11 protein-coding genes are annotated in these 16,747 nt (G+C 36.5%); 1 reads left to right on the forward strand and 10 read right to left on the reverse strand.

The features are described 5' to 3' along the window. Positions 1 to 65 precede the first annotated feature (65 nt). The 5 genes from FS486_RS02110 to FS486_RS02130 form a co-directional block, all read right to left on the reverse strand. On the reverse strand, positions 66 to 1,181 hold the full coding sequence (locus FS486_RS02110; protein WP_144509600.1) for a DegT/DnrJ/EryC1/StrS family aminotransferase: 1,116 nt from the start codon (positions 1,179 to 1,181) through the stop codon (positions 66 to 68). Between the two features lie 183 nt (positions 1,182 to 1,364). After that, positions 1,365 to 2,429, reverse strand: coding sequence for a glycosyltransferase family 4 protein (locus FS486_RS02115; protein WP_144509601.1), 1,065 nt, complete (start codon positions 2,427 to 2,429; stop codon positions 1,365 to 1,367). Positions 2,430 to 2,710: 281 nt separating this feature from the next. Then, positions 2,711 to 3,121, reverse strand: coding sequence for a hypothetical protein (locus tag FS486_RS02120; RefSeq protein ID WP_144509602.1), 411 nt, complete (start codon positions 3,119 to 3,121; stop codon positions 2,711 to 2,713). Between the two features lie 245 nt (positions 3,122 to 3,366). Further along, positions 3,367 to 5,871 carry a phosphodiester glycosidase family protein gene (locus FS486_RS02125; protein WP_144509603.1) on the reverse strand — a complete coding sequence of 835 codons (2,505 nt, stop codon included), beginning with the start codon at positions 5,869 to 5,871 and terminating at the stop codon, positions 3,367 to 3,369. A gap of 33 nt (positions 5,872 to 5,904) precedes the next feature. Beyond that, positions 5,905 to 8,127, reverse strand: a complete 2,223-nt coding sequence (locus FS486_RS02130) for a hypothetical protein (protein ID WP_144509604.1) — start codon at positions 8,125 to 8,127, stop codon at positions 5,905 to 5,907. A 234-nt stretch (positions 8,128 to 8,361) separates the two neighbouring features. On the opposite strand from FS486_RS02130, the gene secA reads away from it, so the two are divergent. Beyond that, the gene (secA, locus tag FS486_RS02135; RefSeq protein WP_186321294.1) at positions 8,362 to 10,731 is read left to right on the forward strand and encodes a preprotein translocase subunit SecA; all 2,370 of its coding nucleotides are present in this window, start codon (positions 8,362 to 8,364) and stop codon (positions 10,729 to 10,731) included. A 613-nt stretch (positions 10,732 to 11,344) separates the two neighbouring features. Here the strand turns inward: secA and FS486_RS02140 are convergent. The 5 genes from FS486_RS02140 to FS486_RS02160 all read right to left on the reverse strand — a co-directional run bounded on the left by FS486_RS02140 (position 11,345) and on the right by FS486_RS02160 (position 16,743). Beyond that, entirely contained in the window at positions 11,345 to 12,700 is a 1,356-nt protein-coding gene (locus FS486_RS02140) for a glucose-6-phosphate isomerase (protein WP_144509606.1), read from the reverse strand. A gap of 111 nt (positions 12,701 to 12,811) precedes the next feature. Continuing rightward, complete coding sequence (locus FS486_RS02145; protein WP_144509607.1) at positions 12,812 to 13,744, reverse strand: bile acid:sodium symporter family protein; 933 nt, start codon at positions 13,742 to 13,744, stop codon at positions 12,812 to 12,814. A 68-nt stretch (positions 13,745 to 13,812) separates the two neighbouring features. Further along, on the reverse strand, positions 13,813 to 14,124 hold the full coding sequence (locus FS486_RS02150; protein WP_144509608.1) for a Zn-ribbon domain-containing OB-fold protein: 312 nt from the start codon (positions 14,122 to 14,124) through the stop codon (positions 13,813 to 13,815). 7 nt (positions 14,125 to 14,131) lie between these two features. Further along, on the reverse strand, positions 14,132 to 15,265 hold the full coding sequence (locus FS486_RS02155) for a thiolase C-terminal domain-containing protein (RefSeq protein ID WP_144509609.1): 1,134 nt from the start codon (positions 15,263 to 15,265) through the stop codon (positions 14,132 to 14,134). Next, a complete protein-coding gene (locus FS486_RS02160; RefSeq protein ID WP_144509610.1) occupies positions 15,262 to 16,743 on the reverse strand; it encodes a class I adenylate-forming enzyme family protein in 1,482 nt (493 codons plus the stop codon). Before FS486_RS02160 ends, FS486_RS02155 begins: the two co-directional genes overlap by 4 nt. Between the last annotated feature and the right edge of the window lie 4 nt (positions 16,744 to 16,747).

The raw sequence follows: 16,747 nt of genomic DNA on the forward strand, positions 1-16,747 counted from the left end.
GCCTTATTACAGGCAGGTAGAGGGAAACGTAAAAATACGTCTCCCTCTACTCATTGATCATCTCATTATTTTCCAGCAAAAAATTCAGCAATTTTCTCTACAACATATTGTTGTTGTTCTTCTTTTAACTCTGGGAACATTGGTAGAGAAAGTGCTTCATTTGCAGCCTTTTCTGCTTTAGGGAAATCCCCTTCTTTATACCCTAAGCTTTCAAAAACAGGTTGAAGATGCAATGGTAGTGGGTAATAAATCATTGTAGCTACCCCATTTTCGTTTAAAAAGGCTTGCAACTCATCACGACGCTCCGTCAAAATTGTATATTGATGGAATACATGGTGGAATCCTTCTACTATAACAGGTGTTTTAACGTAGTCTGCTACTTTTTCATTCAATAAATTTGTGTAGAAGTCTGCATGTTTTCTACGTTGTTCACTCCATGTATCTAAATGAGGGAATTTTACGTTTAACACCGCAGCTTGTAGCTCGTCCAGTCTACTGTTATATCCAAGTACACTATGATAGTACTTTGGCTTAGAACCATGTACGCGAATCACACGGCTTTTTTCCGCAATGTCGTCATTATTTGTTACAACCATACCGCCATCACCATATGCACCAAGGTTTTTCGTTGGGAAGAAACTATATGTCGCTGCATCTCCAAGTTCACCAACTGTATAATCGCCTTGTTTTGCACCGATTGCTTGTGCAGCATCTTCCACCACAACTAGATTATGCTTGTCCGCAATTTCACGAATGCGAACCATATCAGCCATTTGTCCATATAGATGTACAGGAATAATAGCTTTTGTTCGTTCAGTAATATGCTTTTCAATTTCTTCTGGATCTAAGTTAAATGAAACAGGATCTATATCTGCGTAAACAGGTTTTGCTCCTGCTCTTGCAATTGCTCCACCTGTAGCAAAAAACGTAAATGGTGTTGTAATAACTTCATCTCCAGCACCGATTCCTGCCGCTTGTAGTGCGATATGAATTGCATCACTACCATTTCCACAGCCAATTCCATGCGCAACATGACTATACTTGGCAATGTCTGCTTCTAATTTTTTTACATTATCACCTAGGATAAAGTGTGAACTACTCATTACTCCATCTAAGGCTTCTAATACTTCACTTTTTAACGATGCATATTGCTCGGATAAATCTAACATTGGTACTTTCATTTCGTTTACACCAACCTATCAATGAATTAATTAATTTTATTATGTGAAAAGCGTAATGTTTTTAGCTTAGACTAAATGAAAACGTTTGTCATTCAAGGCGCGCCAGCACGAGGCGGAAGCGAAAAGAACTTAAGTTCATGAGCTTACAACGAAGAATGCGAGCGTTTTTCAACAGTCTAAGCGTTAATTGCGCTTATACCCAACAACTTTTTGGAAAACAGAAATAATTGGTCTATATTCTTCATGCACTAGCCCGATTTTCTCTGCCACAATTTCAAATGCAATTAAGATAAAGAGTAAAATAAATATTGCCCATCTTAATGTAAGTGTTTCAAATGTAATTGCCGAAATACTAAAGATCAAACCAAAACCATATATTACTAAAACAGTATTACGATGCGACAATCCAAGTGCTAATAAACGGTGATGCAAATGCGATTTATCGGCAACGGATATCGGTTTTCTATTTACAAGTCTGCGAATAATCGCAAACGAAGTATCAAATATTGGCACACCTAAAATCATAATCGGCACGACAAAACTAAAGAGCGTCACACTTTTGAACAAGCCTAATAATGATAAGATGGCAATCGAATAACCTAAAAACATGGACCCTGTATCACCCATGAAAATTTTCGCTGGGTAAAAATTATGGAATAGAAATCCAAGTGTACTACCAAGTAATATTAAGGAAAGTGAAAGTATTAACACTTTGTCCCCAGAGAATGCTAAAAATGCAATACTTGCGAATACGATGGATGAAATACCAGCAGATAAACCATCAAGGCCATCAATTAAATTAATTGCATTCGTAATAGCCAAAATCCAAAATAATGTCACAACGTATGAAAATATTCCAAGATCAAATACGCCGATGAACGGAATATTAAGTACTTCCACAGTCAGGCCACTTCCCATTACTGCACATGCAGCCAAGATTTGACCTAACAGTTTGATCTTTGCAGATATCTCATATTTGTCATCTATTATTCCCAAAACAATAATGATCAATGCACCCACCATTATTCCGGTAATCTTTGCCTCATATAATCCAGCTACGAAATAACCGACTGTTACCGCAAGAAAAATTGCAAGCCCACCAAGTCGAGGCATTACGTTTTGATGAACTTTCCGCTTCGATGGTTTGTCTACGGCTCCTATTTTATGTGCAAGTTTTATGACAAGTGGCGTAACAGCTATTGCCGTTACCATAGAAATGATAAAAGCAAGAAGTAATTTTATGTCCAAAAATATCATCCTTGTTTTTTTATATTTTCATTGATTGTGAAGTTCCTCTTTCAGTAGACGAAATAGCAACATGAAAGTTTCTTCAATGACTCATTATACTATAAAAATAGATTTGTAACCAAGTATATTATAAAGAAAGAAAAGACTGACTTTTCGCCTTATTATAGGCAAAAGTCAGTCTTTTGATGCGCGGCTTATTAAGTATAAATTCCCTAAAAGTAACAGTCTAACATAAAAAACTAGTACCGTTCCAATTCCTAACAAAGGCGTTTCCGCATTTTTTATGAAAACTCTGGCCAATTTGTTTGATACGCATCGCCCTCTATTTTAGCGAGAGTACGGTATTTAAAAGGAACTAGTTCATCCAACTGTAATTCTTCTAATGCTCTTTCTAATGGTAATAGCTGAAAACTATCGTCTTCTTCAATAATCAAGTATGCTCCTACCACTTTTCCGTTTTCTTTCGTATTGATGCGAATGAAAGCTGGGAAAAACAAATCATTACTTGATTGGATAACAGAAGAAGCTAGCACTACATCTTTACCATCTTCGACGATATTATCTTGATCAATTTTGTCAAATACTTTTACAGCCCAAGCTTGACGCTTATAATAACCTATTACTTTTGGAGCATTTTCTTCCAATGAAGAACTAGGTGAAGCATTTTCTTTATTTTTTTCTTCCGAATACATGTACTTCCCTCCACAGTTAGCAAAAATCCATACTGATTACGTTATCATACATCCAAAAGGTTGGCAACTTCTAATACTTTTTAACCCCTCTTAATAGGAGTTTGGGAGCATAGAAAAGAGTAAGTGCACTTTACATAGTTGATATTCCGAAGCTTTCCACTCGCTTTACCGCTGGAGTGGAAGCGTCCGTCTGCAACGTTAATCACCATTATAGTTTGACTGGATTTAACTTATTTAAAACTTTGCTAGTCTTTATAAATCGCTTGGATGTCATCAATAATAATTTCACCAGTTGATTTATTTGCATTTTCTGTTTGCATGTAACGTACTGGTAAATCCATTTTAAGTGGATATGCAAGACCCGTTGGAACTTCTGCAGTTACGAATCTCCAATCAGTCCAATTCACATTTTTATCAAAATCTAATTGAATTGCCTTACCTGATGCATCTACTACTTGCGATCTTAACCAATTTCCTTTGCCATCACCTTTAACCCACATACCAATCTTTTTAGCAGGCGTACTAATCGTCAATTTAGTTTTAGCACTTACATACGCTCCAGAAGTTCCAGAGGTACCTGTAAAATCATAAACAAGTTTAATAGCTTTGGATCCATCGCGATCATTGGTAACAGATTGAACAGAAACTGATTTTACTCGGTCTCCAGTTGCTTCGTAGTTCGTGATGCCTTTATTAAATGATTCTAAAATTGTAGGTGCAACATCTCCTACTATAACTGGAATAGTTAATGATTTAGTACCGTACTTCACTGTAATCGTTCCTACACCATCTTTGTTTGGTGCTGTAAATTTCCCATTTGCTTGTATCGTTCCAACAGTAGTAGACCAGTTAAACGCACTTGCTTCAGTTATTACTGCTTGTCCATTTTTCATACCATTAGCTGTAAGTTGTACTGTTTGACCTTTTGCCACTTGCACAGAGCTTTGGGCTGCTGAAATACTATCTAATGTATTCGTTACTTTTAGTTGAATATTAGTAGTTTTTCCATCATACGTCACTACACCTGCGTAAGTTCCTGGCTTAGCATTAACGACTTGTTTACCATTAGTAGAAGTTAAAATGGAAGAAGTAACTTTTCCATTTCCTGATATAGCTACCGGATTCATATATTGGTCAATTCCTTTAACCGGAACGGACAGATCTGTATATGAAGCTCCTTCGAATACTTCTAATACATTAGACTTTGGTGCTATAGTAGCCACCGCACCTGTTTTATATTTACTAATAAATAACAAAGAGTTTGAAACGGAACGCTCTGGACCATCTGAAGGCTTATTTTGAACGGTTACTTTGCTATCTCCGAGTTCTCGAGTTACTACGGTAGATGAACCACCACCATCAAAAGTCATCGCATAATTTGCCCCTAGATCTTTCATTAGTTTGGCAGTATTTTGTAAAGTTAATCCCTTACTATTTGTAGATCTTCCATCAATAACCGCCGTAAAAATACTTCCATCTTTTTTAATACCTACTGCAGTACGCGGTGCTACTCCAGCGACTTTAATCGTCTGTATTACTCCGTTTTTCACTAAATGATAGCGGCCACCTACAGATTCGCGCACATCATTCCATTCTGCTGGAGTAAAACTAGTTTGTATTTCTATTTTGTCTCCGACTTGTATACCTTGTAAAAAGTTAGCAGCTAGGTTATGTCCGGATAAGATGATTTCACCGCTGTTTAATTTCGCGTTTCCAACACCTGTAACATTTTCAAGAACGGTTCCAGTTAATATTTCTTTTCCATTCAACTTGCCTGATTCTATTTTCACTCTTACTTCAGTTCCAAGTTCATTTGTAGCAGTTGTTGCAGCAAAGTCTCTTGTATAAAGAACTAAGTTGTTTGCTGCTCTTTTTCTATTAACAGAGTTAATAGTGTATGATTGTTGGCCATTAACAGTAAGATTCATTTTCACTTGTGGAGCTCCAATTATCGCTTTGCCGTCTGCTTTGATCCCTAAAACCGCTAACTCGTTAATAGCAGTTTGTGGAGTCGCTACAATAGAACCATCCATCATCATTAAGTCAACAGGTTGTCCCTGTTTATCAAAATAGTCAGCATTCACACCAGCCACAACATGATAAGAATCATTTTGAGGCACGCTATTCGCTTGGGATGAGGTTGTTTCTAATCCTACCAATTGATCCTTCGCAAGCTCTGTTTTTAGTTCGATATTAGAAGTTTTACCATCATACTCAATTACAAATAGGTTTTGAGCACCAATAGCGCCATCAATATCGAAGTATTTTTTACGAATACCAGGAGCAAGTTGTGTAACTGCTTGGCTTAATACTTTCCCTCCCGTTAAAGTAGGAGTTGCCTCTGTTGGAAACAACTGAGACGGATTACTAACGCCTGGTGCTGTACTTCCCTGTGCATTTTCAAGTTCTTTTAGTTTTGCTTTGGAAGGTGTTTTATACTCCACGTAGCCCGCCATTTTTGTAATGTACATGCCTCCGCCAAGGCCATATTGACCTCCGTATAAATTATCATACCGGTAAACACGATATTGCTCACCTGGTTTTAATACTCTTTCGAATACTAATCTATCTGCCGTACGTTTCCATAGATTAATAGGTTTTACTACTTTAATCTTCCCTACTTGGCCAGGAACCATTAGTATGCCATCCCAATAAACTTTCGTAGTTGCAGCTTCAGCTTGACTTGGTTGGAATAGCGCCCCAGTGACAATTGCAAACATAGCAAAAAGGTAAAGCAATTTTCGTTTCATTTAGTTACATTCTCCTTCATTTCCATGATCAAACTATTTTTGCTCTTTTTGTTGTTGCTCTCTATTTTGTTCGATTGTGTATTTCCATAAATTACTTCCATTATAAAAATACAGGTTTCCACTGGCATCTTTTACAAGCCCATAAACCCCTTTATCTTTTAACCACTCTACTTCTAACGTATCTTTTGTTACTCTAAATAGTTTCCCTTCAACACTTCCATAAATATATCCATCTGGGCCTTCTACAATTTGAGCATTACGGAATCTTCCAGAAATTAACTCCAATAACTCAACGGATCTAACATCTGTCCATTCATCCTTATAAACAAATAGCTCTCCATCAGCCATTCCCCATACATTATTGTCTTTATCAACTATTAAACTTGTAATCATACTCGAGTCAAATGGTAGATGAATATACTTTTTGTCTTCCGGGTTGTTTCTATTGAAATAGAATAGTCTTGCTCCTCTTGGATTTACTTGCTGATTCGCATGAATCGAAGTTCCCCCAAAAATTTGCGTTCCTCTACTAACTAATGAAACGATACTTTGGTTATAAATATAATTCTCAAAAATCTCCATTTTCTCTGATTCTGTATTATAGAAAGCTAGAGCGCCGCCACCAACACTTGCATCTGGTAAAGTTCCGAATACGATCTCTTTCCCATTATTGTATGGAGCTACTGCAGTCGTTCTTTCTTGTCCATATTCTTTCATGCGAATAACTTCTTTTGGATTACCTGTATCCCACGGAAGTGAACGATCATACACTAGTAATCTAGCAAGTGGATATGCACCAATATATAATTTGTTATTAACTTCAAACATCGATTCTATTTGACTAATTTTTTGATATAATTCTTTGTCTCCAGTTGCAAGGTCATATACACCAAGACCACCTGACATAAAACCATTTGCATAGATTTTTTTACCATCTTCGCTGGAAGCTAATGAATATAATTCTACTGGTTGTTCAGGCAATTCAAATTGAAGGTGTTGCATTTGGCCTGTTTGTGGATTGTATTCGAATAATTGTCCTAAATTATCTACCATACCGGATAAAATCCATTCTTTTGGTTCTTCTTCTAAATCTGTTTGTCCAGAAGACTTTTCATTAAATGCTTTTTCAAATAATGCTTCGAGGTCTACCTCTTCTTCATCTGGTTTCGGATCTTGCACGGTTTTATCGTCTTTTTTTATTATAAAGTCTAGATTAATCGCTTCAGTTCCTTTAGGTAAAAATAGCCCAAGCTCTGTATGTGCTTTTGTTTCGAAATCATATCTGATTAATTGTTGTGCTTTTGTATAATACAAAGATTTCCCATCTGGTGATAGCGTCGAAAGAGTTTTTGAATTCAGCTCAAACTCATCCACAATTTTCAGTGTTTTTCTATCAAAAACTACTGCTACATTGGAGGGATACATTCTTGCAACTACATAGTCATCTGTTAATACTAAATCCTGTGCATATTTTTCAGACATATATTTTGGCGGTAAAAATGAGGTAAAGTTTTTAGTACCCCGTTTCTTTACTAATAAGTCCATTGGAGAACCAATAGATACAAAGATTTCATCTGTCTCTTCATCTGCTACGACTGCTTTTACAAATTCTTTACGTTTGCGGATTTGTCCAAACTCTTCTATTTCATTTGTTTTTGTATCGAAAGAAACAAGCGCTCCACCGTATGCGGAACCAGCATATACTTTATTGCCAGAAACGAATAAGTCTTGGATAGAAGTATCACTTTTATTAGAAAAAAGTGGTCCATGATTTTCAAACACTTCTGTATTTGGGTCATAGCTGTAAAGCACGCTTGAAACTGATCCTCCAACCCAAAGTTTTCCATCTTCATCTACATCAAGACCCCATGCACTTTGAGAATCTTCTAATGTAAACGTATGTATTATTTCTTTTGTTTGATAATTTACAACTACCAATGCCGTCGGTGCTCCATGCATGATGTAATAAATGAAATATTCTCCATTGTCATTAGCGGCAATTTTCGATAAAAGAGCGGAAGATTTAAAAACCATCGGCCCTAAATTTTCATATCCTTCTAGCTTTACTTCTTCCTGTGGCTTTTCCTCTATGGCATTTTCTAACCATTCCTCAACGCTACCCTCAACTGTTTCCTCGTTTGTTCCTATGGCTTTTTCCACTACTTCGTTTGGCTTAGTTAACTCTTCCGCATAGGCTACACTATTTATTGGTGCAGCTAACATTGCAGCCATCATTGGAATATAAATCTTCTTCAACTTTAAAACCCCTTTCCATATATATTTTAACATTAACATCTATTGGTAACATTTAAAACTTATAGTTGTAATATAATTGAAACATTAGTAAAAGAAATTCTAGATTTCCATTAAAAGCTCTTGACACAACTGAAGGAAACTTAACCGCTATTTAATTTAGTTAAGTTTGAAAATGCTTGCAAGTTAGTTTCATGATATAATAGGCTGTGGAATTTAAAAGTAGGGAGAATGAACATGTTACATTCTATTAAGAAAATGATTTCTGGTGAAATAATTGAGCTAAAACAGCTTAATAAAATAGTTTCCAAGATTAACGCTTTGGAAGATTCATTTGCACATAAAACAGACATTGAGCTTCAAACATATACAAATAGTTTTCGTGAACAATTAGATAATGGAGCCACTCCAGAAGAAATAATGTTGGAAGCATTTGCTGTCGTTCGAGAAGCTTCCAAACGTATTTTAGGCATGCGTCACTATGACTCACAGTTAATGGGCGGTGCTGTTTTAACGCAGTCACAGATTGCTCAAATGCAAACTGGAGAAGGAAAAACATTAGTTGCAACGTTACCGGCTTATGTAATGGCTTTGCATGGCAAGGGAACTCATATCATTACAGCCAATGAATACCTGGCAAGCCGAGATTATGAGCAAATGAAACCGTTATTTGAGTTTTTAGGTTTAACAGTTGGATTAAATATTTCAGGTTTGGAAAATGACGAGAAACAAGCTGCCTATAACTGTGATATTACATACGGTACTGGAACAGAATTTGGTTTTGATTATTTAAGAGATCATATGGTTCAAAGTGAAGATCAGCTTGTGCAACGTCCACTTTTTTACGCTTTGATCGATGAAGTGGATAGTATATTGATCGATGAAGCGAGAACACCTTTAATCATTGCAGGTAAGTCCAATGCAAGTTTAAATTTATTTCCAATTATGCAGCTAGTCATCAGCTCATTTAAAGATGAAGAAGATTATAATTATTATCCTGAAACAAAACAAATCGTTTTATTGGACAATGGTGCCGATCGTCTTGAGGCTGCATTTGGCATTGACAATGTATATGACAGAGAGCATCGTGAGTTTATGCATATTGCGATGCAAACACTGCGAGCTAAAGTAGTTATGCGCAAGGACGTAGATTATATTGTAAAAGACGATAAAATTATGATTGTGGATCCATATACTGGGCGTATTATGGAAGGTCGTACATTTAGCGATGGACTTCATCAAGCAATTGAAGCAAAAGAAAAAGTTTCTATTAAAGAAGAGAATAATACGCAGGCTTCTATTATGATTCAACATTATTTCAGACTTTACAAACACGTATCAGGAATGACTGGTAGTGCCGTTCCTTCTCGTGAAGAGTTTTGGGAAACTTATAACTTACGCGTGACGGAAATTCCTACGAATAAGCCAAATAAACGAGTAGATATGGATACACTTGTATATTTAACGTATGAAGATAAAATGAAAAAAATCGTGGAAGAAACGCAAAAGTATCATGAATTAGGCCGTCCCGTGTTAATCGGAACTACTTCCATCGAGCAGTCTGAAAAGCTTTCCTCTTATTTGCATGAGCTTGAAATTGAGCATTCTATACTAAATGCAAAAACTGTAGAAGACGAAGCGGAGTTAATCTCTCAAGCAGGACAAATGAATAAAATTATGCTTGCTACGAATATGGCCGGACGCGGAACGGATATTAACCTTGGTGAAGGCGTTCCAGAACTAGGTGGTCTCCATATAATCGGTACCGAACTTCACAGTAGTGCTCGAATCGATATGCAACTTCGTGGACGTGGCGGTCGCCAAGGAGATCCAGGTAGCACGCAGTTTATCATTTCATTAGAAGATGAGCTATTCCATTATTACGATGAAGATGAATTTGCTAAATATAAAAATAAAGTGAAAACGGATAATACCGGCTTAGTTATTTCACCTAATCCAACTAAATTCGTATACAATGTACAAAACGTGATCGAAGGTACACATTTCTCTAGTCGATCCCATTTGTTAAAATTAGATGATATTAACAATGACCAACAAAGAGTTATGTACAATTATCGTGAAAAAGCATTAAAGGTAGAAAATATGCAAATGCTTATTATCGATGCGATGCACGAACGCTTAAATTACTTGGTAGATGAACTTGCAGAGTTAAATGTATATGATGTGCATGATTCTGGTATTTTAAATGAAATCATGGATGAGATTAAAATCATCTCAATGCTCACATCTTACGAAGAAGAAAAATTTACTTCGCTTGATGCAGAAAATAAAGTACAGCTAAAAGAAGCATTAGAGGCAGTCTATGAGAAAGCATTTGAAATGGTCAATATGACGAATGCCGACAGCGACGAGTGGAGAAACATTCAAGCATTCTACTCTGAAACACTTGACCGATTGTGGATTAGCCACTTAGACAACTTACATCATTTAAGAGAAGGTATAAGTATTCGTGGCTATGGTCAAGAAGATCCGTACCGACTCTACTCATTTGATGCACTTCATTTGTTCCAAGGAATGCTTCATACGTTCTTTAGAGATGTGATTCGATATAATTTACAAGTAAACGAGATGAATGAGGAACAATAATTTTAAAAGAGGGAGAAAAGTGACTATGTCGCTTTCCTCCCTCTTTTTTGTATTTATGAAGAGTTTCTTCGGATAAAATATCCTTTTACAACTAAATGCGCTGATTTTACAACTAAACGCTTCGAAATTCCAACTAACCAGTCCATTTTTACAACTAAATAATGAAATCATTTGGATAAAATATCCTTTTACAACTAAGTGCGCTGATTTTACAACTAAATGCTTCAAAATTATAACTAACGCCTCCATTTTTACAACTAAATAATGAAAGCATTTGGATAAAATATCCTTTTACAACTAAATACTTCAAAATTACAACTAACGCCTTCATTTTTACAACTAAACAACGAAAAGATTTGGATAAAATATCCTTTTACAACTAAATGCACTGATTTTACAACTAAATGCTTCAAAATTACAACTAACGCCTCCATTTTTACAACTAAACAATGGCAGCATTTGGATAAAACATCCTTTTACAACTAAATGAGCTAATTTTACAACTAAATGCTTCGAAATTACAACTAACGCCGCTCCTCAATCACTTTATTCCACAAAAAAAGTCAGCACAACGGATAGTTTCCATTGCACTGACTTTTTTAACTCCTAATGATCATTCGAAAACTTGGGATAGTCTTTCTTCCAGTTCTTCTTTTAACGTTTCATATCCGGGCTTGTTTAATAACGCGAATATATTGTTTTTGTAAGACTCTACTCCTGGTTGGTCAAATGGATTGACCCCTGACAAATAAGCACTCATCGCACAAGCTTTCTCAAAGAAATAAAGTAAATAGCCTAAATGGTACTCATCGAGCTGATCTATTTCCACTTGAATGACGGGAACTCCCCCATCATAGTGCGCTAATATCGAACTGTTTTTCGCGATTGTATTAATATCATGAAAAGTTTTGTCTTCCAGGAAATTTAGTTGATCAAAATTATTATCGACCAATTGAATAGTACAATCTTCTTGTTGGTTGCGAACATGTAAAATCGTTTCAAAAATTTGGCGTTTACCAGCTTGGATATACTGACCAATCGAGTGAAGATCCGTTGTATATGTAACTGAAACAGGGAAAATTCCTTTTTCGTCTTTTCCTTCACTTTCACCAAATAATTGTTTCCACCATTCGAACACATTTCGTAGGGAAGGCTCAAAAGAAGCCATAATTTCAATAATATATCCCTTTTTCTCCAACAAATATCGTGATAACGCATATTCATAAGCCGCATTCTCTTTATAATTCGAGAACATCAAATCATTTGTCGCCTTTTTTGCACCGTCTAATAATGCATTAATATCTATACCACCAACAGCCAATGGAAATAATCCGACTGGGGTGAGGACCGAAAAACGTCCCCCTACATCAGCGGGAACTTCGAAACTTCGAAAACCTTCTTCTTGTGCTAGTTTTCTTAATAACCCATTTGTCGGATCGGTCGTTAAAATGATTCTATTTTTCATTTCTTCTCCGTAGCGCTCTTCCATATATGATTTAATGACACGGAATGAAATCGCAGGTTCAAGCGTAGTCCCTGATTTCGAAATAACATTTACGTATACTTCGCGATCTTCCACATAGTGAAGTAATTGATTGATATAGGCGCCACTCATATTCTGTCCAGCATAAATTACTTCAGTTTCCCCAAGCTTCTTTGAGAAATAAGGAGATAAAGCCTCTTGAACCGCTTTTGCTCCTAAATAAGACCCGCCAATTCCAATAACTATTAATACAGCTGATTTTGTTCGTATTTCATCTGCAACTGAAAGGATTTGCTCTAATTCGTTCTTATCTTGTTTAGTAGCTAAATCTATCCAACCTAATGAGTCTTTATCTTTCCCAGTCGGAGCATGCATTTCTTCATGTATCATACTAATTATATTTGTATATTCATTTTTTTCTTCTTCATTTATAAACTTTGATAATAATGAAAAGTTTAGAGAGAAGGCTTGTTTTGTAACAGTCAATTGAATTTCCTCCTGCAAGCTTCGTATTCATCTACCAACCTATACTATCATATTTGAACCTTCTTTTCCTCTTATCCAAAGTTCGAAACAAAAGTAGTTGCACATTATATATTATTTTTTCGCAAAATGGTTGGCTACGAGTGCGCCTAATGTTAGATTAACAACCATATTTGCAACTGCTGGAACCGCAGCAAGAGAACTGACGTGCTCCATTGCCAATGTTGCTGCTAAAGCTGTATTACATATACCCGTATGAAATAAAATAGCCCGTGCATTTTGTTCAGGTGCTTTCCCCAACTTAGAAATCCAATATCCCGCAAACATCGGAATAGAAACTTGAAAAAAGACAGCAATGAAAATAATAGGCAACAACGATAAATTCATTTGTAAGGAATTTTGTGCACTTGAAATAACAGATAATACTACGATAAACAGTGCAATTTGAGAAAGTACTGCTGTATATGGTTTAACTATTTCAATCCTTTTTGTGAATTTCCATTGCAGGAAAAGTCCCAAAAACAATGGAATAAATACGATATAAATTATATTAAGAAATAATGGCCAAAAAGCAATAGGAATCAGTTTACCAGCGAAAAATTGAACTAATGCAGGTGTAAGTAGAGGCGAAATAATTGTATCCATAGTCGCCATCGTAATACTTAGTGCGGCTTCTCCCCCAGCTATAAATGTATATATATTCGCTGAAGTCCCACTTGGCACTGTGCCTGCTAAAATAACCCCTGTTGCTAGTTCTGCATTGTTTTTGAAAAATATATATGCCACTCCAATAGTTACAATTACCATTATAGTCCACTTTAACAGCACACCTAAAAGGGCGTATTTCGGATTTTTAATGAGGGATATAAGCTTTTCAGTTGATAAGGAAAGACCCATTAATAAAAATATCATCCCTAATCCAACACCAGTTAAACTACGTATTGGTATAAATAAGTCAGGAAGAAAATAGGCAATAAATGATAATAAAAGAATCCAAACGGGCAAGTATTTTGAAATAAAATGTGATGCAATTGAAATAACTTTCATCCTTTATGCCTCCATGCAACAATCCCTGTGCTTGGAATTTGTTGAAACATTCCTAGCACAGGGATTTCTTATTCGGATATTTTCTTATATAAATATGCACCTTTTTCAAACTTTTCAAGTTCTACTTTATCCCCAATTTGAACCTGCGAATCTACTCTTACAGTCACTTTTGCATTTGCTTCGTCTAACTGAACAAGTGCAACCGTATAAGGAGCTATATCCGCAAATTCAGCTGGTGCAATATGGATATCAGTGAAACTATAAATTGTACCGCTCGAAGAAACTTCTACCGCTTCCAATTTTCCTGTTAAACATTTCGGGCAAATATATTTACTCGTCATACTTTGATAGTCACAAGAATTACATTTAAATACTTTCATTCAAGTTTCACACCCTTTCCAAAATATGCACGGTTGAATAAGAACCCGTACCACCAAGATTTTGTGCTAATGCAAGTCTAGGGTTATCCACTTGGTTTGCAGCGTTTCCACGTAGTTGACGAACGAGTTGATAAATTTGTGCGATGCCCGTTGCTCCTATTGGATGACCTCGTGAAAGCAATCCCCCACTCGTATTGACAGGTTTATCGCCAGTGGATTTCGTCCTTCCTTCTTCTACTGCCTTCCATCCGTCACGCTTATTAAAAAATCCTAATTCTTCGATTGCAATCATCTCTGTCATCGAAAAACAGTCATGAATCTCTACTACATTGATATCCTGAGGACCTACGCCTGCTTTTTCATAAGCGAGTCGACCAGATTCTCGAATGGCGGGAATGGACAATAAATCATCTGCATCTTGCATTTGAGTGGGACCAGAAGCTTGGGCTGACGATCGGATATGTATAGCTGACTGATTTTTTGAAATTACAACTGCCGCAGCACCATCCGTCATAGGCGAACAATCGAATAACCCTAAAGGATTCGTAATCATACGTGCATCCATGATTTCTTCAAATGTTGCTGGCTTTCTAAACTGTGCTAACGGATTATTCAACGCATGTTCTCTATTTTTTAAAGCTACCATTGCTAAATGCTTTTTAGATGCACCCGTCTCATAAAAATATCGGTTCGCAAGCACACCGAAAAAACCTGGGAATGTGAGACCCGCGTTCTTTTCATTGGAATCGTTATCCATTGCCGCATTGATTGCTTGCGTTACATCTGCCGTCGATGCATGCTTCATCTTTTCTACACCCGCAACAAGTACTGTATTATACTCGCCGCTTAGTATACCAAGGATACCTTGTCTCAACGCTATTCCTCCTGATGCACATGCTCCTTCTACTTTAGCAGTCGGAATAAAACCAAGGCCTAGTTCATTAGCTACAATTGCCCCTAATATTTCTTGGTTGTAAATAGACCCTCCCATAAAGTTTCCAACAAATACCGCATCTACTTTTGGGTTTCCTGCATCCTCTAACGCCTGGATACAAGCATCTAGTAGCATATCTTTCATTGTGCGATCTACAAATGTACCAAATTGCGTCATACCAATTCCATGCACATAAACATTGGTCATATGCTAACCTCCTTATGTTGGTCACGCATTTCTCGTTTTAATATTTTGCCATAAGAACTCTTCGGCAGTTCATCTACAATATGAATGGATTTAGGCTTTTTAAAGCTCGCCATATTTTCAACACAAAGAGCTAATAATTCTTCTGTAGTAACGGGTTCCTTCCCATTTGGCACGACATATGCGACCACATTTTCCCCCCACTTATCATCAGGAACGCCAATCACACAAGTTTCCTTCACTCCTACGTGTAAGTTAAGCACTTCCTCCACTTCTCGAGGATAAATATTTACTCCTCCTGAAATAATAACATCTTTCTTACGATCCACAATTTGAACATATCCTTCTGGACATTTCCAACCTAAATCACCCGTATGTAGCCATCCATTTTTCAGTGTATCTTTGGTTGCTTTTTCATTATTCCAGTACCCTTTCATCACTAGCGAACCTTTACAAATAATTTCGCCAACTTCTCCATCTTTCAATTCGTTACCTTCATCGTCTACAATTTTTACTTGGACAAATAGCCCTACTCGTCCACATGAATCTAGACGCGATTTTAACTCTTTTTTCGGCATCATCGTAATACACATCGGCGCTTCTACTTGTCCGTATGTTTCTGCAAAAATTGGCCCTGTTAGATTCAACGCTTCTTCTAATTTACTAGCAGCAATCGGAGAACCTGCCATATTAATCGTTTTCAGTGTAGAGAGCTTAGAAGGATCGAAATTTGGATGCTGAATCATCAAATTGACCATCGTAGGTACTAAGAAGATGACCGATACTCCTTCTTTTTGTAAGTCATTCACAAATTCCTCTGGCTCAAATTTATTAAATACAACTTGTGTAGAACCATACAGCCAAGATACATGAGATAAGAAATTACTACCATGAGTTAGAGGAGCAACATGCCCAATAACATCGTCATAATCCACTTCACAAACCTGTGCAAGGGACAATGCTCCCGCAATCATATTACGATGAGATAACATGACTCCCTTTGGATTACCTGTTGTACCAGAAGTATACATAATTGCAAATAAATCATCTTCCTCTACGTTTTCTAAAAATTGTTTCCCTACATTATGTTGAACTACATTTTCATACTTATCACCAATTGCTAAAACCTCAATCGTCGTTCCAATAGGATCTATTAATAGCTGATCACCAATAATTAGTTTTGGATTAGCATCATTCAACATATATAGATGCTCTTTCGGATGTAAACGATAATTCAATGGCACTTTGATAAGTCCGGCTAGCGAAACAGCAACATCTAATTCAATATGCTCTAACCGATTGGACATGAGAATGGCAATTCGATCTCCTTTTTCTAGTCCTTTTTCATGAAAGTAAGAAGAAAGTGCGTACGCTCTTTTCATCATATCCCCATAACTAAAAGCACGATATTGATCCTTTACTGCAATTTTTTCTGGATAAGCAGCAGCTGATTTCAATGCTAATTGTGCTAGTGTTTCCATCTTT

Source organism: Bacillus sp. FJAT-22090, assembly GCF_007676755.1.
In the GTDB taxonomy this organism is placed as follows: Bacteria; Bacillota; Bacilli; order Bacillales_A; family Planococcaceae; genus Psychrobacillus.